Genomic DNA, 20,446 nt, shown 5'->3' with positions numbered 1-20,446 from the left:
ACATACCTGCCGGGTGGCGCGGTGACATAATCGTGAATGCAGGTTCCCATGGCAGGAAGGATGTATTTCCAGCAATTATGTCATTGCGTTCATGAAAGGAAATTGTTTCGGAATCTGATGATTCCCGGCTTTCCTGTGGTATTGCTTTGGTTATATGATTTGTGTCCCTGAAATGATGGAATTGGCATGTCTCCCATCGATCTCTCGATTATCTGCATCTACTGCCTGACGCTGCCGTTCATTGCCTTTTTCCTGTCCGGACGGCAGGAGTCCGTCTCTGCCTATGTCGGTGGGGGGCATGACCTGCCGTGGTGGGTGATCTGCCTGTCGCTGGTGGCGACCGAAACCTCCACCCTTACGGTCATCAGCATCCCCGGCATCGCCTATGGGGACGGACTGGTCTTCGTCGGGCTTGCGATCGGCTATGTCATCGGGCGTTCACTGGTCGCATGGCTGTTCCTGCCACACTATTTCTCCGGGCAGTTCAGCAGTGTCTACCAGTATCTGGGACAGCGTTTCGGTACGTCAATGGAACGTACGGTTTCGGTCACGTTCCTGCTGATGCGCGTGCTGGCGGAAGGGATAAGGATGTTTGCCGGGATGCTGCCGGTTGCGGCCATCCTTGCGGCCATGCATTTCCCGCTGCCACATTTCGTAGTGATGCTGATCATTGTCGGGCTGACCCTGTTCTATACGCTTTTTGGTGGCCTGCGCGCGGTGGTCTGGTCGGATGCGATACAGCTTGCCGTCTATGTCACCGGCGCTGCGGCCTGTGTCTTCTTGCTGTACCACCATCAGACGGCGGCGCAGACGCATATGCTGGTGCATTCGTCGCGGTTCCACCTGTTCCAGAAATCCAGCCTGTTTTTCCTTAATCCCTATACCCCGCTCGCCGCCATCGTCGGCGGGGCCATCATGTCCATGGCGTCGCACGGGACCGACCAGTTGATGGTGCAGCGCATCCTTGCCGCACGGAACCTGCGCGATGCGCGCAAGGCGCTGATTGGCAGCGGCTTCATGGTGGGGGGACTGTTCACGCTGCTGTCGCTGGTGGGAATCCTGCTATGGGCGCGAAATGGCGGGCGTTCGCTGGCGGAAGTGGGATTGGGGGCGTCGGATGAACTGTTTCCCGATTTCATTGTCCATGGCCTGCCGCATGGACTGGCCGGCCTGCTGATTGCCGGCCTGCTGAGTGCCACCATGGGGTCGCTGTCGGCGACGCTCAATTCCATGACCAGTGCGACGCTGCTTGATTTTTCCGCATTCTGCACATCGGTGACGAAACGCCTGCATATGGCGCCGCTGGCGTTCGCACGCCTGGTCACGCTGGCATGGGCCGCGATCCTTGTGCTGGCCGCGCTGGGTTTTTCACACAGCCACGGGCCTGCCGTCGTGTTCGGCCTGTCGGTGGCGGCATGTTCCTATGGCGCGATGCTGGGGGCGTTCGTGTTCGCCATGTTCGTGGCGCAGGCGGATGTGCGCGATGTCCTGCCCGCGTTCATCCTGACGCTGCTGGTGGTGTGCGGCGTGATGATGTTTGTCCATCCCTATGGCCATGTCATCGCCTTTTCATGGCTGGTGCCGTTTGGTGTGGTGCTGATGTTCGCATTCGGCACGGTGTCGCGCCAGGTCCGGCGCCTGCGGGCGTGAGCGACACCCGATGGCACGAACGTGGCCACGATGCGCGCCTTGCCGTCGTGCTGTCACGTTTGTGAAGGGGGAGAGGCGCTCTATCTCTTTATTCTGTGGTGGCGTGGCCTTTATGAATGTTCGCCCGAAGGAAATGTCCATGCCTGCATGGATGTAAAATAAAGAAGCGGACCCAATACATGGCCAAAATCAAGGTAAAAAATCCCGTCGTTGAAATGGACGGGGATGAAATGACCCGCATTATCTGGCATTTCATCAAGGATCGCCTGATACTGCCGTACCTGGACATCGACCTTAAATATTTCGACCTCGGGATTGTCCATCGCGACGAAACGGATGACCGCGTGACGGTGGAGGCCGCCGAAGCCGTCCGCAAATATGGCGTGGGCGTCAAGTGCGCGACGATCACCCCCGATGAGGAGCGGGTCAAGGAATTCGGCCTTAAGAAGATGTGGCGTTCGCCCAACGGCACGATCCGCAACATCCTTGATGGCACGATCTTCCGCGAACCCATCATCTGCGCGAACGTGCCGCGACTGGTGCCGCACTGGACCAAGCCGATCGTCATTGGCCGCCATGCCTATGGTGACATCTACCGCGCCGCCGAAACCCGCATCCCCGGTCCCGGCAAGGTCACGCTGCGCTACCAGCCTGCCGATGGCGGGGAGGAGCAGGTGCTCGACGTGCATGATTTCAAGGGGCCGGGCGTGGCGCTGGGCATGCACAACACCCGTGCGTCCATCGAGGGGTTCGCCCGTGCGTCGCTGTCCTATGGGCGGGACCGCAAGTTGCCGGTCTACCTGTCCACCAAGAACACCATCCTCAAGGCCTATGACGGGATGTTCAAGGATGTGTTCCAGGAGGTCTATGAGCGCGAATTCAAGGCGGATTTCGAAAAGCTGGGCCTGACCTACGAACATCGCCTGATCGACGACATGGTGGCCTGCGCGCTGAAATGGCAGGGGGGGTATGTCTGGGCGTGCAAGAACTATGATGGTGACGTGGAAAGCGACATCGTGGCGCAGGGCTTCGGCAGCCTTGGCCTGATGACGTCCGTGCTGCTCAACCCCACGGGCGACGTGGTGGAGGCCGAGGCCGCGCACGGCACGGTGACCCGCCATTTCCGCGAGCACCAGAAGGGACGCCCCACCAGCACCAACCCCATCGCCTCCATCTTCGCATGGACACGCGGACTGGCCTATCGCGGGCGTTTCGACAATACGCCCGACGTCATCCACTTTGCCGAGGCGCTGGAGCGTGTCTGCATCGAGACGGTCGAGGGCGGCGAAATGACCAAGGATCTCGCCCTACTGGTTGGCAACGGGACGAAATGGCTGGACACGCAGCCGTTCCTTGACGTTCTCGACGCCCGCCTGCGCAAGAAACTGTCCTGATCCCTCCATCCGCAGCAGGCCCTGCGATCCGGGGCCTGTCCTGACCATGGTCCATGAACGCCGCCGCCCGTCCGGGAGGCGGCGTTTGTGTTTGGGCCGGTGCCCCATCCAGCCGGGCAAACTGCCGATCCCGGGGGCCGAATCGCAAGGCGCCGCCTGCGGGCGGGCAGTTCGCGCGGGCGTGTTCGCAAAAGGTGCAGAAAATCGTGCATCCCCCATTGATATTGAGAATTGTTCTCATATATGGTGAGGCGGACTCGCGGCAATGGATGGGTGTTTCATGTTTGTTTGTTCGTGCAACATGCTGACGGATACGGATGTAAATATCGCTGTAAGCAAGGGGGCCACCCATCCGCGGGAAGTTTATGCGGCAAAGGGATGCAAGGCGCAGTGCGGGAACTGTGTCCCGGGGGTCGTATGCCTGCTGCGCCGGGCCCTGCGTCAGGCCCGCGAGGGACAGGGAGCGACGCTCGACCTGTCAGGCGGTGAGGGGCGTACCCTCATGGCATGAAGCACATGCCGTACGGTCCCGGCCATGGGCGGGACCATGCCAGCCACCCCATTGGGATGGCTGGCCTGTGGTCTGGTTACTCTTTCTCGGCGGAGGCGGAGTTAAGCTGGATGTAGCGTTCGATGCCGATCATCTTGATCAGGTCGAACTGACGGTCGAGGAAGTCTTCGTGCTCTTCCTCGTTATCAAGGATCTTGAGGAACAGGTCGCGCGAGACATAGTCGCGCACGCTTTCGCAATAGGCGATGGCCTCGCGCAGGTCCGCGATCGCCTTTTCCTCCAGCTTGAGGTCGCACTTGAGGATTTCCTCGACGTTCTGGCCGATGAGCACCTGGTTGTAACGCTGCACGTTGGGCAGGCCGCCAAGGAACAGGATGCGTTCGATCAGCCAGTCGGCGTGACGCATCTCCTCGATCGATTCCTCGTATTCCTTCTTGCCCAGCAGGGTGACGCCCCAGTGGTTGAGCGTGCGCGCATGAAGGAAATACTGGTTGATGGCGGTCAACTCGTTGGTGAGTTGCGTGTTGAGATGTTCGATGATCTTGGGATCGCGGATCATGTTTCCTGTCCTTGGTGCCTAGGGAATGATCATGAAGGACTGCCGGTGGGTGGCATGACGTTTCATGACGGGGTAGCGCAAAGCCATGCAACCCTCATCAGGCAGGGCCTATCACCGATCCTGCCGAAGGGGAAGGCTCCGGCCAAGTAGAAAAGCCGGGAGCAGGCATGCGAATTGCAAAATAATGAAATAAACATGCTGCAATGCAACACAACTTGTCGCGTCATCTATCCTGCCGCCACCCATTTGCGATATATTCGCATTGTTAATGTTTCGCGATTGCCATGATGCGAAAATATCTATTGCTGGAATCTTTAAAATCGCATAATTTTTCCTTCTGGCCCTACTAAAAACAACAATATGAAAAAATATGGCGGCGCGCCCTTGCATTCCTTGCGCCAGAAAAGGATTCAGGACGCGATGCCATCGCAAGTGGGAACGAGCAGACATGACGAAGTGGGTATACAGTTTCGGAAACGGCCTGAACGAGGGACGCGCGGAAATGCGCAACCTTCTGGGCGGCAAGGGTGCGAATCTGGCGGAAATGGCGTCGATCGGCCTGCCGGTGCCGCCCGGCTTCACCATAACGACCGAAGTCTGCTCGGCGTTCTATGACAACGGACGCAAATATCCCGAAGACCTGCGCGCGCAGGTCGATGCGGCCATGCAGCGCATCGAGGGGGCCATGGGCCTGCGTTTCGGCGATGCCGACGCCCCGCTCCTCGTTTCCGTCCGTTCCGGCGCGCGGGTCTCCATGCCGGGGATGATGGACACCGTCCTCAACCTTGGCCTCAACGATGAAACGGTGCAGGGGCTTGCCCGTTCCTCCGGCGATGAACGTTTCGCGTGGGACAGCTATCGCCGTTTCGTGCAGATGTATGGCTCCGTCGTCATGGGGGTCGCCCATCACCATTTCGAGGATGTGCTCGACCAGTTCAAGCGCACGCTCGGCGTGATCGACGATACCGCCATCACTGCCGCGCAGTGGCGCGAGGTCGTCAAGGCCTATCACGAGATCATCCACGAACATACCGGGCAGGAATTCCCCTCCGACCCGCAGGCGCAGCTCTGGGGGGCGATCGGGGCGGTGTTCGGTTCGTGGATGAACCCGCGCGCCAATACCTATCGTAGGCTGCATGACATCCCGGCCTCGTGGGGGACGGCGGTCAATGTGCAGTCGATGGTGTTCGGCAACATGGGCGATGACTGCGCCACGGGCGTGTGCTTCACGCGCGATCCCTCCACCGGGGAGGACGTGTTCTACGGCGAATACCTCGTCAACGCGCAGGGCGAGGACGTCGTGGCCGGGATCCGCACCCCGCAGCCCATGTCGCGTGCCCGGGCGGAGGAGGGGCAGCATCCGATGGAGATGGTGCTGCCGGATGCCTATGCCGAACTGCTGCGGGTGCGCGCCCTGCTGGAGCGTCACTATCGCGACATGCAGGACATCGAATTCACCGTGCAGCGCAATGTGCTGTACCTGCTGCAGACCCGCAACGGCAAGCGGACTGCGGCCGCGGCCCTGAAGATCGCCATCGACATGGCGCGAGAGGGGCTGATTTCCAAGGAAGACGCGATCTGCCGCGTTCCCGCGACGTCGCTTGACCAGTTGCTGCATCCCGCGCTCGATCCCAAGGCCGACCGCGTGCAACTGACGCGCGGCCTGCCGGCATCGCCCGGTGCGGCGTCGGGTGCGGTCGTCTTCACCGCCGAGGAGTGCGAGGCCCGCGCCGCGCGTGGGGAGGATGTGATCCTTGTGCGTGTCGAAACCTCGCCCGAGGACGTGCATGGCATGCATGCCGCGCGTGGCGTGCTGACGGCGCGTGGCGGCATGACGTCGCATGCCGCCGTGGTCGCGCGCGGCATGGGGCGTGTCTGCGTCGCGGGTGCCGGCAGCGTGCATATCGATTACGCCACGATGGTCATGACCATCGACGGCCATTCCATTGCCGAAGGGGACTGGATCACGCTCGATGGCAGCACGGGCGCGGTCTATCTCGGGCGGGTCGCGACCATTCCGCCCATCCTGTCGGATGATTTCAACACGCTGATGGGCTGGGCCGATTCCATCCGTCGCCTCGGCGTGCGGGCGAATGCCGAAACCCCCGACGATGCGAAGACCGCGTGCCGTTTCGGGGCAGAGGGGATCGGCCTGGCGCGCACGGAACATATGTTCTTCGGCCCCGACCGCATCGGCCATGTGCGCCAGATGATCATCGCGGACGAGGAAACCGTGCGCCAGCGTGCGATCAATGCGCTGCTGGTGTTCCAGCGCGATGATTTCGTCAGCATCTTCCGCATCATGGCCGGACTGCCGGTGACGGTGCGCCTGCTGGACCCGCCGCTGCATGAATTCCTGCCGCATGCCGAGGCGGAATTGGCCGAGGTGGCGACGGCGCTGGGCAAGACGGTCGAGGAAATCCGCGCCCGCTGCGCCTCTCTGGCCGAAGCGAATCCGATGCTGGGCCATCGCGGATGCCGTCTGGGCCTGACCAATCCGGAAATCTATGCGATGCAGGTGCGCGCCATCATCGAGGCCGCGTTGCAGGTCTCTGACGAGACGGGCAAGGGGATCGTGCCGGAAATCATGATCCCGCTGGTTGCGACCAGGGCGGAACTGGAGGTCGCACGCCGTGCGGCGGAGGCGGAAATCAGCGCCGTGCTGCAGGAACGTGGGGCGGCGCTTGATTATCGTATCGGCACGATGATCGAACTGCCCCGTGCCGCGATCCAGGCGGGCGAAATCGCACATCATGCGGATTTCTTCTCCTTCGGCACCAATGACCTGACGCAGACGACATTCGGCCTGTCGCGCGATGACGCGGGATCGTTCCTGCCGTTTTACGTCGATCATGGACTGCTGCCCAAGGACCCGTTCGTTTCCATCGACCGTGAGGGCGTGGGCGCGCTGGTACGCATGGGGGTGGAACGGGGACGTGCCGCGCATCCGGGCCTGAAGCTGGGCATCTGCGGCGAACATGGCGGTGATCCGGACTCGATCGCGTTCTTTGACGAGGTCGGGCTGGATTATGTGTCATGCTCGCCCTTCCGGGTGCCGGTGGCCCGCCTTGCCGCGGCACAGGCGGCGCTGGCCCATCGCAAGGAAAACGCTTCGGCATAAAGCGCAGAGGCAGGCGGTGTCGTCGCGTCGTGCGGCGGCACCGTGCTGTATGGTCCCATGAATACTCGGCCGATTGTCCTGCATCTGGTGTCGGAGGCCACGGGCCAGACACTGGAGGCAGTTGTGCGTGCCTGTGGCGCGCAGTTTCGGGAGTCCTCCTTCCTCCAGCGCAACTGGAACCTTGTGCGTTCGCAGATACAGGTGGGGCGTGTGCTGGCGGGGATCGCTGCGGAACCGGGGCCGGTGCTGTCCTCGCTGACGACGCCAAGCCTGCGCGACGCCCTGCGGGCGGGGTGTCGCGGCATGGGGGTGCAGGTGGAGAACATCCTCGACAGCACGATCTATTTTCTGGAACGTGAGACCGGCACCCGCGCCGAGCGTCACCCCGGCGGCCAGTATGTCATGGATGACGAATACCGCCGGCGGATAGACGCCATGCAGTACGTCGTCGGCCATGATGACGGGCAGCGCGTCAAGTCGCTGGAGGACGCGGATGTCGTCCTGGTTGGCGTGTCGCGGACGTCGAAGACGCCGACCTGCTTCTACCTTGCCAATCGCGGGATACGCGCGGCGAATGTTCCGCTGGTGCAGGGCGTGCCCCTGCCGGAGGGGTTGCTGGAATACAGGGGGACGGTGGTCGGCCTGATGATCGATCCGCATACCCTGGTGGAAATCCGCCGCTCCCGCGTGGGCATGATGCTGCCGGGGCGCAAGTTCGCGCGGCGCAGGGTTTCCGATGAGTCCATGCGCCCATATGTCGATCCGACGCGGGTGCAGGAGGAACTGGTCTGGGCGCGGCGGCTATGCGCGCAGCATGGCTGGCCGGTCATCAATGTGACGCATCGTTCGGTGGAGGAAACCGCCGCGGCCATCATCGACATGATGTCGCATCCGCCATTACGCAGGATGGGTCATCCCATGGATGCGGGGAATATGCGTGCGGGTCCTGAAAAACCCTGATTCCATAAACAATATCTGAAACTTTCATCGGGTCTTCGGGGGCCTGCATGCTGCAATCTCTGTACGATTCGCAAATTCTGCTTTCGTAACGTTGTAATTGACCGGTCGCATTGTTTTATCACAAATCTGTGATGTTCAGGGGCATGTTCCCGCCGTTCCCCCTGGCGGGGCGGATGACAGGCGTAAATGAAGAATTTGAAGTTATTTCCACAAACATAGATAAAAGTAGTATCTTTGTTTTTTCTTTTGCCCATATGATACCAATGTTAAGACGGTCTCATGCGGATGACCTTACATACTGACTACGCCTTGCGGACATTGTTTTATGTAGGGTTGCATACGGATCGCCGGGTTTCCATCCGCGAAGTTGCGAATGCCTATGGCATTTCTGAAAACCATCTGGTCAAGGTCATTCACAAGCTTGGGCGCGGTGGCTTCATCCAGACGATGCGCGGGCGTGGGGGCGGCATGACGCTGGCCCGTGCGGCGGATGAAATACGTATTGGCGATGTCGTGCGCTATACCGAGGAAGACATGACCCTCGTCGCATGTGAACCCACGACCCCGGATGGCCAGGCCTGCGTGCTGGCCCGGCAGTGCAGCCTTCGCGGATTGCTGGGGCAGGCCATTGCCGCCTTCATGGCCGTGCTGGATGGTGCGACGCTCGGCAGTCTTCTGACCGATGAGGAATGTATCGTCCTGCGGCAGATTTTTGCCATGGCGGAGGTGGGCGAAGCCAAGGGTGCGCTGCCACCCGCACAGTAACACCTGCATAAAAACTTCTGTTTTTTATCAAGGTATTATTCCAACAGCCTTTCAGGATATGGCCACACCATGTCCGATACGCGCATCCTGGTGTCTGGCCTATGGGCCGGACTGTGTGTTACAGCGCATGTTTCTGGAATGTTCTGGGGGCGTGGGGCATGGCACGACGGGCAGGCAGCGCGGATATGCCGCTTCATGGCGGGCGGGTGCCGCAATGGCTGGGGCAGCGTATGGCGCGCCTTGGCGGCATCATTGCGCAGGCGATCATCCATCATTACGGGCGCGACGAATTCCTGCGCCGCCTTGCCCATCCCTTCTGGTTCCAGTCCCTTGGCGCGGTGATCGGCATGGACTGGCATTCCTCCGGCATTACGACCAGCGTGATCGGCGCGCTCAAGCGGGGACTGGCCCCGGTCTCCCACGAACTTGGCCTGCATGTCTGCGGCGGCAGGGGGCGACATTCGCGTCGCACCCCCGATGAACTGCTGTCGGTGGCGGAACGGACGGGGGGCGACGGGGCCGCATGGATACGGGCCAGCAGGCTGGTGGCAAAGGTGGACAGTGCGGCGGTGCAGGACGGGTTCGACCTTTACCTGCACGGCTTCATCGTCACGGATGACGGGCACTGGACGGTCGTGCAGCAGGGGATGGATGGCACGCAGCGCCTTGCCCGGCGCTACCACTGGCTGTCGGAGGGACTGCGCAGCTTTGTCGAAACGCCCCATGCCGCCATCGAGGGGCGTCGTCAGGGGGCGATCGTCAACCTGACGGACCAGCGCGCGGCGCCTTCGCGGCAGGGGCAGCTTGAACTTCTCAACGACCTTGGGCCTGACCGTATCGTGCGCGAGGTCTCGCGCCTGCGTGGTGGGGCGCCCGCCGCCACGGACACGCCGTTCCTGCCGCATCTGGTGATGCCCGAACATCATGACGTGCGACCTGCCGATGTGGTGCTGCGACGCCTGCATGGCGCGCTGGCGGCGGCGGCGCAGTGCGGCCCGCAGGATTTTTCCGACCTGCTGCTGGTGCCGGGTGTGGGGGCGCGCACCGTGCTGTCGCTGGCGCAGGTGGCGGAGGTCGTGCATGGCGCGCCCTGCCGGTTTTCCGATCCGGCACGCTTTTCACTGGCCCATGGGGGCAAGGACCGTCAGCCCTATCCCGTGCCGGTCGCCGTCTATGACCGCACGATTTCGGTCATGAAGGCGGCGGTTACGGCGGCAAGGCTGGGGAATGAGGAACGACTGGACGCCATCCGCCGCCTCGACCGGCAGGCCCGGCGTCTGGAACGCCACGCCACCGGCCCCACGCTGCCGGACTTCATCGCGCAGGAGCGACGCAGGTCCCATGAATATGGGGGCCGTTCCATCTTCGGCCATGAACCTCCGCCCACGGTGGAGATGGAGCATGAGGGATGAGTGGTGGCGTGATACAGCGTCGCTGCGCATGGGTGGGAAACAGCGAACTGCTGGCCGCCTACCATGACGGGGAATGGGGACGGCCCGTCCATGACGGGCGCGCCCTGTGGGAAGGCCTGATGCTGGAGGGGTTCCAGGCGGGCCTGTCATGGGTGACGGTGCTGAAACGGCGGGAGGGGTTCCGTCGTGCGTTCGCCGGTTTCGATCCGGTGCGCGTTGCGGCGTTTGATGAAAATGACGTCGAACGCCTGATGGCCGACCCGGGCATCATCCGTGCGCGGCGCAAGATCGAGGCCACGATTGGCAATGCCCGTGCCCTGCTGCGCATGCATGAACGCGGCGAGGATTTCGCGACATTCGCGTGGAGCCTGACGCCCGACGGTCCCGTCCATAACCGCACCGGCCATGTGCTGGCGCAGTCCCCCCTGTCACAGGCCATGTCGGCAGCGCTGCGGGCGCGTGGTTTCCGTTTTGTCGGGCCGGTCATCGTCTATGCGTGGATGCAGGCGATGGGCATGATCGTCGATCATGATCCCGGCTGTCACCATTATCAGGGCGCTGCGCCGTCAGATTGCGCAACGGCGAAGAATTCGCGCGCCCGGGGATAGTCATCGGACCACTGGATCGGGCCATTGCGATCGAGGAAGGTGGGAATGTCCACGATGATACGTTCCGCCTGCTCCATGCAGGCGACGGCCTCCATCTGCCGTGGCGGCAGGGAGGTCAGGGCCTGTCCCGCGCCAATCCGCGCGCAGATGTCACGCAGGGCGTGCGCGGTCGCCAGCGGATCGCGGGTCAGGTTCCTGAAGGCCGCAAGTGCTTCCTCCAGTTGCCGGCGCTCGGGCGCGGGCGTGTCGGCGGCGTCGCTCAGGCGGTGCAGGCGTTCCACCAGACGTCCCAGTGAAATGGCCGCCAGCGCCGCATCGACATAGTGGTTCGCCACCGGGGCGGGCGCGCAGAAGGACAGCCGCATGGCCAGGCGCGCGACTTTCTGGAGTTGCAGGTTCTCCCACACGATCCACTGTCCCGCAAAGGACGCGCGTCCCAGGGCCAGGCGCTGCACACTGCGCGACAGGGACGCTACCAGCCGTGCACCATCCAGCCGATGGTTGGGCGGCAGGATGACGCGGAACGACAGGACCAGCATGCAGCACCCCATCAGGATCGCTATCCATTCGTTCATGAGCGAGATGTCGTTGTAATGGATCGGGTTGTTGATCTGCAGCATGATGGTGGAAAACACCGAATATCCGAACGCCCCGATGCCCAGCCGGGGATTGAACTGCAGCCATATCCCCGGCAGCAGGAACAGCCCGAGGCTGAGCCACAGCAGGGGATAGCCGTCGATCCGCGGCAGCACGAACAGGTGGCACAGCAGCCCCGCAGGCACGCCAAGCGCGGTCCCGCCCGCCAGCAGTCCCGACGCGCGCGATGCGGAGGGCGCGGTGGACAGCAGGCTGGAGGCCGCAACGACATACAGCATCATCATCGGTCCCGCCGTCCAGTGCAGGACATACCAGGTCAGCCCCGCCAGCAGCGTCGTCAGCGCGCCGCGCGCGCCATTGCGCAGGGCCGTGGGCCATTCCATGAACGGCCGCAGGCGCAGGCTGCGGTCATTTCCCCCGCGATGCGCAAGGTCGCGCAGCGCATGTTCCAGCCGTGAAAGCAGGTCACGCGCATCATCAAGGAACAGCAACTGCCGGGGGGAGGGGGTGTTTTCCGCACGCTCCAGCAGGGCCTCGCGCGTCTGCGCGATCCGCAGGCAGGCGCCTGCGCAGCCTTCGGCCAGGGGCGTCGCCTCAAGCGTCTGCAGCAGCGCGCGCATCAGGTCCGCGATCAGCCCGTCGGCGGGGGGATGGTCCTGCGGTGAAGCCGATGCATGCGCCGGTCCCGACGCAATGACCGCGTGGGGATGGTAGGCGGCGACAATGCCTGACAGGCGCGCCAGGCCCGCGCGGATTTCGCGATGGCGGACGCTGATGTCGTAATTGTCCGTCGCCGCATATTCCACCGCATCCGACAGGCGCCCGATCCCGGCAAGCAGCCCGGCGCGCTGGGCATGGAACGCGGCGTCCGTCATGGCCGCACCCCCCGTATCATGGCGCGACAGGACATAGCGGACGGTGTCGCGGAACATGGTGCTGATCTGGTCGAGCAGCGGGTCGGACCGGCGTGGGGACGTGACCATGAATACCGCCGCCGTGGTCACGATGCCCACCACGACGGCGGACAGGCGTGAAAGCGCGCTGAGGAACACGCCATCGGGATCACCAAAGGCGGGGGCGGCGATGATGACGATGGTATAGCCCGTCAGCACGGCGGCATAGGCGCGGAACAGCCGCAGGAACGTCGCTGCCATGCAGGCCAGCCCCACCGTGACCGACAGCGCCATGATGTAGAGGATCGGCGACTGCACGAAGGCCGCCATCAGCGCCACGCTGATGACCGCGCCGATGACCGTGCCGATCATGCGCCAGATGCTCTTGGACACCAGCGCGCCGACCGCCGGGTTGGCGACAATCATGACGGTGGTCACGGAACTCATGGGGGACTGCAACTGGAAACTGAAGGCCAGGAACAGCGCGATGCCCATTGAAATCAGGACGCGCGCGCTGAACGCCGCCGTGGCCATGTTCGCCCGCCACCGCGCATCGTCGCGAAAGATGTCGCGCAGGTGCGACAGCGCCTTTACCAACGTGCGCCCCCATCCCGGGCGCGGCAGGGAGGGCAGGGGAACGGACAGGGCGAGGGCATGGGCAGTCTTCCGCTGGGGGTGCCCACATTCATTTCATAACAATCATTGCCATGTCAATGTTATGCGTGCATTGGAAATCGTGGCCGGCATGTCCTGCGCCGGGCATGCGGGGATGCCGTGCAGAATTCCGGCACCCCCGGCGTCGTCCTTCATGATATCGAAGGCCCACCCGCGACAGACACGTTGGAGCATCATGTCAGCACGCCCTCCCATGCCCGATATCAAAGGAAGCGGCTTTCAGGACATGCGCATGACGTTCCTGACGATGCGCCTGTCCAATACGTGGCGTCTGGTGCTGGACCGCGCCATCCGCCCCGAGGGGATGAGCATGGCCATGATGCGTCCCCTGGCCTACCTGATGATGATGCCCGATGGCGTGTCGCAGCGTGACCTGGCGCAGGCGATGAACACCGACAGTTCCGCGCTGGTGCGTGTGCTCGACCTGCTGGAAAGGGAAGGACTGGTGGAACGGCGGCCCGACCCGGTGGACCGCCGGGTCAAGAGCCTGTTCCTGACGGCCGAGGGCAGGCACAGATGCGCCCGCCTGCATGAGATCTGCGCCGAGGTGGAAGGACGCCTGCTGCGTGATGTCCCGGCGGAAATGATGGAACAGACAATGCAGGCCCTGTCACGGATCCTGCGGCAGGCGGAAGCGCTGGCGCAGGAAGAAGACGATGCCCGCCCCGGCAGCGTCCTGTCGCGGGGGGCATCATCGGGGGATGTGCGCTGAGGTCCACCTGGTCATGCGCAGGTCATGGTGAATGGGCCATCGCAGGCTGCCTGATCGTCATTTGACATTAATCAATGTGAATATGTGATCGCCTGTTGCCCAATGCCCTTTTGACCCTGTAATGCCGTTGTAACACTGTTGATCATACTGGTGACGTCAGGGTCAGTCGTGCGTAAAAGATTAAGGGGAGCAGGATACTTGTCGCGTATTTGCACGAAGAATCCGCGCATAGGCACCGGATGGTGCGCGTGAATACCCGTGACCTGCTGATTGGCGCCGGGCTTGCGATCGCGATTGCCGGTGGCGGGGCGGCATGGTTCTATGTCACGCATCACGATGTACTGCCTGCCGGTATTGCGCGGGCCAACGGGCGGCTTGAACTGACACGGCTTGACATCGCGGCGAAATATCCCGGCCGCGTCACCGATCTTGCATTTTCCGAAGGCGACGAGGTCACGGCCGGGCAGGTCCTCGCCCACGAGGACGATGCCGAGGCACAGGCACAGTTGGCCGCCGCGCGCGCGCAGATCCGCGAGGCCCGTGAAACGGGGCAGCGCGCGCGCGCCGAACGTGATGCGCAGCAGGCCGCCGCCCACCTGGCGCAGCTTGAACTGGACCATGTGCATGTGATGGCGCGCCAGCACCTTGTCTCCGACATGGAGGTGCAGCAGCGGCAGGCCGATCATGACGCCCATGACGCGGCGGTGCAGGCGGCGGACCATGCGGTGGCCGCGGCCGATGCGGCCGCGCAGGCGGCGCAGGCGCAGGCGGATCGCGCCGGGACGGTCGTTGGTGACATGGTCATCCACGCCCCGGTCTCCGGCCGGATCGAATACCGTATCGTGGAGAAGGGGGCCGTGGTGCCCGGCGGCGGCCGGATCGGTTCCATGCTGGACCCGTCCGACATGTACCTCACGGTCTTCTACCCGGCGGAGGTCGCGGGCACCCTGCATGTGGGCGATCAGGCGCGTATCGTGCTGGATGCGCTGCACCGGCAGGTCATTCCCGCCACGGTTTCCTTTGTCGCCCCCGAAGCGCAGTTCACCCCGAAATATGTCGAGACGACGACCGAACGTGAAAAGCTTGTCTACCGCGTGAAGCTTCAGGTCGCGCCGGAGACGGCGAAGCAGTACGGGACGATGCTGAAATCCGGCATGACGGGCGATGGCTATGTCCGTGCCGATCCCACCATCAGGTGGCCCGACAGCCTGTTCCTTGCCAATGCGAAGTGATGATGGGCGCGGGCACGCAACATGACGCCGGGATCGTCATAAAGGGGCTGTCGCATCGTTATGGCCCGGTAAGGGCGCTTGACGACATTTCGCTCTCCCTCCCGGCGGGGACGACCATCGGCCTTGTCGGGCCTGACGGGGTGGGGAAGTCCACGCTGCTCGGCCTGATCGCGGGGGTGCGGCGCATGCAGGCGGGGCATCTCGACGTGCTGGGCACCGACATGGCCGACCGTGCGCAGCGCGAGGCCTTCCTGCCGCGTGTCGCGTTCATGCCGCAGGGCCTGGGCCGCAACCTGTATCCGACCCTGTCGGTGTGGGAAAACGTGGATTTCTTCGCCCGCCTGTTCGGCCTTGCGGCGGACGAGCGTGAGGAGCGCATCAACCGCCTGCTCGACGCCACGGGCCTTGCGCCGTTTCCCGACCGTCCGGCGGGGCACCTGTCGGGGGGGATGAAGCAGAAGGTCAGCCTGTGCTGCGCGCTGGTGCATGACCCGGACCTGCTGATCCTTGACGAACCCACCACCGGGGTGGATCCGCTGTCGCGCCAGCAGTTCTGGACACTGGTGGGGCAGTTGCGCAGCGAGCGCCCCAGCATGACGGTCCTTGTCTCCACCGCCTACATGGACGAGGCGGAGCGCTTCGCCTACCTCGTCGCGATGGATGCGGGGCATGTGCTGATCGCGGACCGGACGGCCAACGTGCTGGCGCGCACGCACACCACATCGCTGGAGCAGGCGTATATCTCCCTCCTGCCGGAGGAAAAGCGCGCGAACGCCACCGGCTTTTCCATCCCGCCCTACCACGATCCCGGCGGCGCGCCGGCCATCATGGCGCAGAACCTGACCAAGCGGTTCGGCAGCTTTGTCGCGGTGGACGATGTCAGCTTCCGCATCGGGCGTGGCGAGATCTTCGGCTTCCTCGGCTCCAATGGCTGCGGCAAGTCCACGACCATGAAGATGCTGACCGGGCTGCTTGATGCCACCAGCGGGACGGCGGAACTGTTCGGGCGCGTCATCACGCCGGGCGACATGTCCACGCGCATGCGCATCGGCTACATGTCGCAGTCCTTTTCGCTGTACGAGGAACTGACCGTCCGGCAGAACCTGCGGCTTCAGGCGCGGCTTTACCGTATCCCCGCGCGCGATGCGGCGCAGCGCGTGACACAGGCGCTGTCGGATTTCGAACTTGATGGCGTGGCCGATGTCCGTCCGTCCGCCCTGCCGCTGGGCATCCGCCAGCGCCTGCAGTTGGCCGCGGCGTGCATCAACAATCCCGAAATCCTGATCCTTGACGAACCGACCTCCGGCGTGGACCCGGCGGCGCGTGACATGTTCTGGCGGCACCTGATCAAGCTGTCGCGGCAGGACCATGTCACGATCTTCGTCTCCACCCATTTCATGAACGAGGCCGCGCGCTGCGACCGGATATCGCTGATGCACCGCGGGCGGGTGCTTGCGGTGGGAACGCCCGCCGAACTGGTCCGCAGGCGCGGGGCGAAGGACCTGGAGGCGGCGTTCATCGCCTACCTCAAGGAAGCGGAGGCGGAGCCGGGCGGCGCGCCCGCACCGGCCACGCCCTCCCACCGGCACCGTGGCTGGACATGGAAGGGATGGCGTGGCGGGACGTGGCTGCCGCGCGCGTGGGCCTTTGCCCGGCGCGAGGCGGTGGAGCTGCTGCGTGACCGCATGCGCCTGACCTTCGCCATCATCGGCCCGGTCGTGCTGCTGCTGATTGCCGCGTCGAGCATCTCCTTCGACGTCAATGGCGTGTCCTTTACCGTGTGCGACCATGACCGCACCAGCATCAGCCATGACCTGATCGACAGTTTCCGCGGATCACCCTATTTCGTGGAAATCGCGCCCTCCGACGACCCGGCGCAGATGGACCGGGCCCTGCATGACGGGCGTGCGCAACTGGGGCTGGATATCCCGCCCGGTTTCGCCCGGGACATGGAGGCCGGGCGGCGTCCCGCCGTGGGCGTGGTCATTGATGGCGCGGTGCCGTTCCTTGCCGCCGACGTGCACGCCTATGTCGAAGGGGTGCTGGCGCGGTATGCGACGACGCTGGGGCGTGAACTGCCACAGGCGGCCAGCGTGCCCGTCGTGCTGGAGCCACGTTTCATCTACAATCAGGAATTCCGCAGCATCTATGCCATGACGCCGGGGATGGTGATGCTGGCGCTGATCCTTATTCCCACGATGCTGACAGCACTTGGGGTCGTTCGGGAAAAGGAAATCGGCTCCATCGTCAACCTCTATGCCTCGCCCGCGACGGTGGGGCAGTACCTGGTGGGCAAGCAGGCCCCTTATGTCGCGCTGGCGACGTGCAGCTATGTCGTGCTGGTGGTGCTGTCGGTCCTTGTGCTGGGGGTGCCGCTGAAGGGATCGTTCGTGGCGCTGAGCATCGGTGCGCTTTTGTTCATACTGGGTGCGACGGGGCTGGGGATGCTGATTTCCACCTTCGTCAATTCGCAGGTCGCGGCCATTTTCGGCACCGCCATCATCTGCCTGATCCCGGCGGTGAATTTCTCCGGCATGCTCTATCCCTCCTCCACGCTGACGGGGCTGAGCCGCCTTGTCGGGTTCGGTTTTCCCGCGTCATGGTTCCAGTTGATCAGCCTGGGCAGCTTTACCAAGGGCATGGGGGTGTTCGCCTTCATGCGGATGTATGCAGCGCTTGCAGGATTTGCGGCATTCTACATGCTTGGTGCGCGCCTGCTGCTGAAGAAGCAGGAAGCATAGGCCGCTGATGGGACGCTGGATCATCAATGTCGGCCTGCTGTGCGGCAAGGAATTCCGAAGCCTGTTCAATGACGCAATCCTGCTCGGGCTGATTGTCTTCGCCTTTACGGCCGGTGTGCTGCTGGTGGCGAACGGGGTGCGCACCGATGTCTCCAACGCCACCATCGCCTTTGTGGACGAGGATCATTCCGCCCTGTCGCGACGCCTGCACGATGCGGTGCTGCCACCCTATTTCAAGCCGCCGGTCCTGATCGCGCGGGAGGATGCGTCGCGCCTGATGGACCGGGGGGATTACATCTTCGTCGTCGATATCCCCCCCCGGTTCGAGGCCGACGTGCTGGCGGGACGCGCGCCCGCGCTACAGATCCTGGTGGATGCCACGGCCATGACGCAGGCGGGGCTTGGCACCACCTATCTGGACGGGATTTTCATGGGGGAGGTCGAATCCGTCCTGCATGAAGGCCATCTGGCCGACGCCATTCCCTTCCGCGCCGAAAGCCGCATCCGCTTCAACCCCAACGGGGAATCGCAGTGGTTCACGTCGGTGATGCAGATCGTCACCAACATCACCATCCTGTCGATCATCCTGGTGGGGGCCGCGGTGATCCGCGAACGTGAACATGGCACGATCGAGCATCTGCTGGTCATGCCCGTCTCCGCCAGCGAGATCGCGATTTCCAAGATCGTGACCAACGGGTTCGTAATCTTTGTCGCCACCATGCTGTCGCTGTGGCTGGTGGTGCATGGCTGGCTTGGCGTGCCGCTGGCGGGATCGGTGGCGCTGTTTGCGGGATGCGCGCTGATCTACCTGTTTTCGGTGACGTCGCTGGGGATCATGCTGGCGACGGTGGCGCCCACCATGCCGCAGTTCGGGCTGCTGGCGGTGCCGGTCTATGCCGTGGCCTACCTTCTGTCGGGGGCGGCGACGCCGGTGGAAAACATGCCCACCATGATCCGCATGCTTGTGCGGTTCCTGCCGACGACGCAGTTCGTGAACCTGTCGCAGGCCATCCTCTATCGCGGTGCGGGGCTGGGGACGATCATGCCCCCGCTGCTGACGATTGTCGTGACCGGGGTGGTCTTCCTGTTCTGTGCGCTCATGCGCTTCCGCTCCATGCTGGCAAGGCAGGGATAATGAAAAAGAAACTTTCGCGCATCATCTGCCTTGCGGCCATCGCCACGCTTGGCGCGTGTTCCCCCTTCCATACCCGCACGCCGCCATCGCGCGTCACGGTCCCGTCGCGTTTCACGCAGGCCCCGGCCGGGACCGATCCGGCGACGGACCTGACGACATGGTGGCGGTCGTGGAACGATCCGGCCCTGACCCACGTGGTGGAGACGGCGCTGGCGGCCAATCCCGATATCCGCATCGCCCGTGACAATGTGCTGCAGGCGCGCGCGGCGCATGTGATCGCGCGTTCGACGCTGTATCCCACGGTGGGGGCGACGGGAAACATTGGCGGCGGCGGGATGAGCTGGCGCAATCCCGCCGGCCTGTCGCAACTCTCGGACGGGGATCCCGCCACGGATGCCCACCTCGCGGGGATCGGGGCGTCGTGGGAGCCTGACTTGTTTGGCGGACGCCATGCCGACAGCCGTGCCGCGCGTGCGCTGATGCTGGGCCAGCAGGCCGAATATCACGGCATGCAGATGCTGGTCGCGGCCGACGCGGCGGAAAACTACCTCCGTGCGCAGGGGGTGCAGCGGCAGATCGACCTGCTTGATCGCAGCATCGGGATATTGCAGCGCCTGCGCACCTATACACAGGCGCGTTTCGTGGCCGGGCAGGCGGTTTCGGCCGACGTGCGGGCGGTGGACGAGAAACTCTCGCTCCAGCGGGCGCGCCGTCCGCTGCTGGTGGAGGAATATGACCTCCATCGCCGCAGGCTTGCGATCCTGTCGGGGCAGGCGCCGGAAAATGCACCGTCGCTTCCTGCGCCCGGCGCGTTCTTTGTCCCCGCTGCCCCGTTGGGGGAGATGCCCGATACCGTGCTGGAACGCCGTCCCGATGTGCTGGCCCGGCGGGATCAGGTGGAGGCGGCGCTTGATCGCCTCAAGAGTGCGAAGACCGACCTGCTGCCCCGTTTCGGGCTGGAATTCTTTGGCGGCGACGGGCGGTTGCGCTTTGACGGCATCCCCGGCCTGTCGGGTACGGGGGGGCTGATCGCGCTGACGACCTACCTGCCGATCTTTACCGCCGGACGGGTGCATGCGCGCATCCATGCCGCCCATGCGCGGCTCGATGCCGCGGTTGCAGGATATGACCGCACCGTGCTCAATGCCCTCGGAGAGGTCGAGGACGCGTATGAGGCCCGCACCAGTGCCGATACCCGCGCCCATGACCTTGCCACTGCCGTATCGCAGGCGGGACGCAACGTGTCCGACGTGACGGGCCTGTATGAAGGGGGACAGCGCATGATGCAGGACATCCTGCGCGCCCGCCTTGATGAACTCGACGCGCGCGAGCAGGTGCTGCGTAACGAGGACATGCAGACGCTGGCAAGCATCCATCTGGCCCGCGCGCTGGGTGGTGGGTGGAAGCACGAGGCCGATGACGCCCCGCCGCTTCCGTCACGTTCCGGTGCCCGGACGCGCGGGTAACGCGTGCCGCAGGGG

General features: G+C 63.8%; 15 protein-coding genes. 13 read left to right on the top strand and 2 right to left on the bottom strand.

Going from position 1 to position 20,446, the window contains the following annotated elements:
* Positions 1-186: 186 nt before the first annotated feature.
* The 3 genes from HNH97_RS17600 to HNH97_RS17590 all read left to right on the top strand — a co-directional run bounded on the left by HNH97_RS17600 (position 187) and on the right by HNH97_RS17590 (position 3,555).
* Entirely contained in the window at positions 187-1,650 is a 1,464-nt protein-coding gene (locus tag HNH97_RS17600; protein WP_171791740.1) for a sodium:solute symporter, read from the top strand.
* Between the two features lie 179 nt (positions 1,651-1,829).
* A complete protein-coding gene (locus tag HNH97_RS17595) occupies positions 1,830-3,044 on the top strand; it encodes an NADP-dependent isocitrate dehydrogenase (protein WP_171791739.1) in 1,215 nt (404 codons plus the stop codon).
* Positions 3,045-3,324: 280 nt separating this feature from the next.
* Positions 3,325-3,555, top strand: coding sequence for a (2Fe-2S)-binding protein (locus HNH97_RS17590; RefSeq protein ID WP_110913439.1), 231 nt, complete (start codon positions 3,325-3,327; stop codon positions 3,553-3,555).
* 76 nt (positions 3,556-3,631) lie between these two features.
* On the opposite strand, the gene bfr is transcribed toward HNH97_RS17590, so the two are convergent.
* The gene (bfr, locus tag HNH97_RS17585) at positions 3,632-4,114 is read right to left on the bottom strand and encodes a bacterioferritin (RefSeq protein ID WP_110094150.1); all 483 of its coding nucleotides are present in this window, start codon (positions 4,112-4,114) and stop codon (positions 3,632-3,634) included.
* 448 nt (positions 4,115-4,562) lie between these two features.
* On the opposite strand from bfr, the gene ppdK reads away from it, so the two are divergent.
* The 5 genes from ppdK (at position 4,563) to HNH97_RS17560 (ending at position 10,980) form a co-directional block, all read left to right on the top strand.
* Positions 4,563-7,235 carry a pyruvate, phosphate dikinase gene (gene ppdK / locus HNH97_RS17580; protein ID WP_171791738.1) on the top strand — a complete coding sequence of 891 codons (2,673 nt, stop codon included), beginning with the start codon at positions 4,563-4,565 and terminating at the stop codon, positions 7,233-7,235.
* A 57-nt stretch (positions 7,236-7,292) separates the two neighbouring features.
* The gene (locus tag HNH97_RS17575; protein WP_171791737.1) at positions 7,293-8,195 is read left to right on the top strand and encodes a pyruvate, water dikinase regulatory protein; all 903 of its coding nucleotides are present in this window, start codon (positions 7,293-7,295) and stop codon (positions 8,193-8,195) included.
* A 279-nt stretch (positions 8,196-8,474) separates the two neighbouring features.
* Positions 8,475-8,960, top strand: a complete 486-nt coding sequence (locus tag HNH97_RS17570; protein ID WP_110913422.1) for an RrF2 family transcriptional regulator — start codon at positions 8,475-8,477, stop codon at positions 8,958-8,960.
* A gap of 158 nt (positions 8,961-9,118) precedes the next feature.
* Positions 9,119-10,372 (top strand): DUF763 domain-containing protein, encoded by a 1,254-nt coding sequence (locus HNH97_RS17565; RefSeq protein WP_110913423.1) that lies wholly within the window; start codon positions 9,119-9,121, stop codon positions 10,370-10,372.
* Positions 10,369-10,980 (top strand): DNA-3-methyladenine glycosylase I, encoded by a 612-nt coding sequence (locus HNH97_RS17560; protein ID WP_171791736.1) that lies wholly within the window; start codon positions 10,369-10,371, stop codon positions 10,978-10,980. The genes HNH97_RS17565 and HNH97_RS17560 overlap by 4 nt, the downstream gene beginning before the upstream one ends.
* Here the strand turns inward: HNH97_RS17560 and HNH97_RS17555 are convergent.
* Positions 10,923-13,004 carry an FUSC family protein gene (locus HNH97_RS17555; protein ID WP_244949530.1) on the bottom strand — a complete coding sequence of 694 codons (2,082 nt, stop codon included), beginning with the start codon at positions 13,002-13,004 and terminating at the stop codon, positions 10,923-10,925. The two genes, HNH97_RS17560 and HNH97_RS17555, sit on opposite strands and share 58 nt — an antisense overlap.
* Positions 13,005-13,377: 373 nt before the next feature.
* On the opposite strand from HNH97_RS17555, the gene HNH97_RS17550 reads away from it, so the two are divergent.
* The 5 genes from HNH97_RS17550 to HNH97_RS17530 all read left to right on the top strand — a co-directional run bounded on the left by HNH97_RS17550 (position 13,378) and on the right by HNH97_RS17530 (position 20,431).
* Positions 13,378-13,857, top strand: a complete 480-nt coding sequence (locus HNH97_RS17550; protein WP_171791758.1) for a MarR family winged helix-turn-helix transcriptional regulator — start codon at positions 13,378-13,380, stop codon at positions 13,855-13,857.
* Positions 13,858-14,105: 248 nt separating this feature from the next.
* Positions 14,106-15,089: an HlyD family secretion protein gene (locus HNH97_RS17545; RefSeq protein WP_171791735.1), complete on the top strand. Its 984-nt coding sequence runs from the start codon at positions 14,106-14,108 to the stop codon at positions 15,087-15,089.
* Between the two features lie 2 nt (positions 15,090-15,091).
* Positions 15,092-17,830 (top strand): ribosome-associated ATPase/putative transporter RbbA, encoded by a 2,739-nt coding sequence (gene rbbA / locus HNH97_RS17540; RefSeq protein WP_171791757.1) that lies wholly within the window; start codon positions 15,092-15,094, stop codon positions 17,828-17,830.
* A 7-nt stretch (positions 17,831-17,837) separates the two neighbouring features.
* Entirely contained in the window at positions 17,838-18,965 is a 1,128-nt protein-coding gene (locus HNH97_RS17535) for an ABC transporter permease (RefSeq protein ID WP_110913426.1), read from the top strand.
* Positions 18,965-20,431: a TolC family protein gene (locus HNH97_RS17530; RefSeq protein WP_171791734.1), complete on the top strand. Its 1,467-nt coding sequence runs from the start codon at positions 18,965-18,967 to the stop codon at positions 20,429-20,431. Before HNH97_RS17535 ends, HNH97_RS17530 begins: the two co-directional genes overlap by 1 nt.
* Positions 20,432-20,446: the final 15 nt, after the last annotated feature.

It is taken from the genome of Gluconacetobacter entanii (genome assembly GCF_013155425.1).
GTDB classification, from domain to species: Bacteria; Pseudomonadota; Alphaproteobacteria; order Acetobacterales; family Acetobacteraceae; genus Novacetimonas; species Novacetimonas entanii.
Note: the sequence above shows the minus strand (reverse complement) of the source record. Positions and strands in the feature narration are given on the sequence as shown.

Coding starts and splice junctions, on each gene's coding strand:
- HNH97_RS17530 (WP_171791734.1), top strand. CDS start 18,965: ATGAAAAAGAAACTTTCGCGCATCATCTGCCTTGCGGCCATCGCCACG.
- HNH97_RS17535 (WP_110913426.1), top strand. CDS start 17,838: ATGGGACGCTGGATCATCAATGTCGGCCTGCTGTGCGGCAAGGAATTC.
- HNH97_RS17575 (WP_171791737.1), top strand. CDS start 7,293: ATGAATACTCGGCCGATTGTCCTGCATCTGGTGTCGGAGGCCACGGGC.
- HNH97_RS17590 (WP_110913439.1), top strand. CDS start 3,325: ATGTTTGTTTGTTCGTGCAACATGCTGACGGATACGGATGTAAATATC.
- HNH97_RS17555 (WP_244949530.1), bottom strand. CDS start 13,004: ATGGCCACGGCGGCGTTCAGCGCGCGCGTCCTGATTTCAATGGGCATC.
- rbbA (WP_171791757.1), top strand. CDS start 15,092: ATGGGCGCGGGCACGCAACATGACGCCGGGATCGTCATAAAGGGGCTG.
- HNH97_RS17570 (WP_110913422.1), top strand. CDS start 8,475: ATGCGGATGACCTTACATACTGACTACGCCTTGCGGACATTGTTTTAT.
- HNH97_RS17565 (WP_110913423.1), top strand. CDS start 9,119: ATGGCACGACGGGCAGGCAGCGCGGATATGCCGCTTCATGGCGGGCGG.
- HNH97_RS17560 (WP_171791736.1), top strand. CDS start 10,369: ATGAGTGGTGGCGTGATACAGCGTCGCTGCGCATGGGTGGGAAACAGC.
- HNH97_RS17595 (WP_171791739.1), top strand. CDS start 1,830: ATGGCCAAAATCAAGGTAAAAAATCCCGTCGTTGAAATGGACGGGGAT.
- HNH97_RS17550 (WP_171791758.1), top strand. CDS start 13,378: ATGACGTTCCTGACGATGCGCCTGTCCAATACGTGGCGTCTGGTGCTG.
- HNH97_RS17600 (WP_171791740.1), top strand. CDS start 187: ATGTCTCCCATCGATCTCTCGATTATCTGCATCTACTGCCTGACGCTG.
- bfr (WP_110094150.1), bottom strand. CDS start 4,114: ATGATCCGCGATCCCAAGATCATCGAACATCTCAACACGCAACTCACC.
- ppdK (WP_171791738.1), top strand. CDS start 4,563: ATGACGAAGTGGGTATACAGTTTCGGAAACGGCCTGAACGAGGGACGC.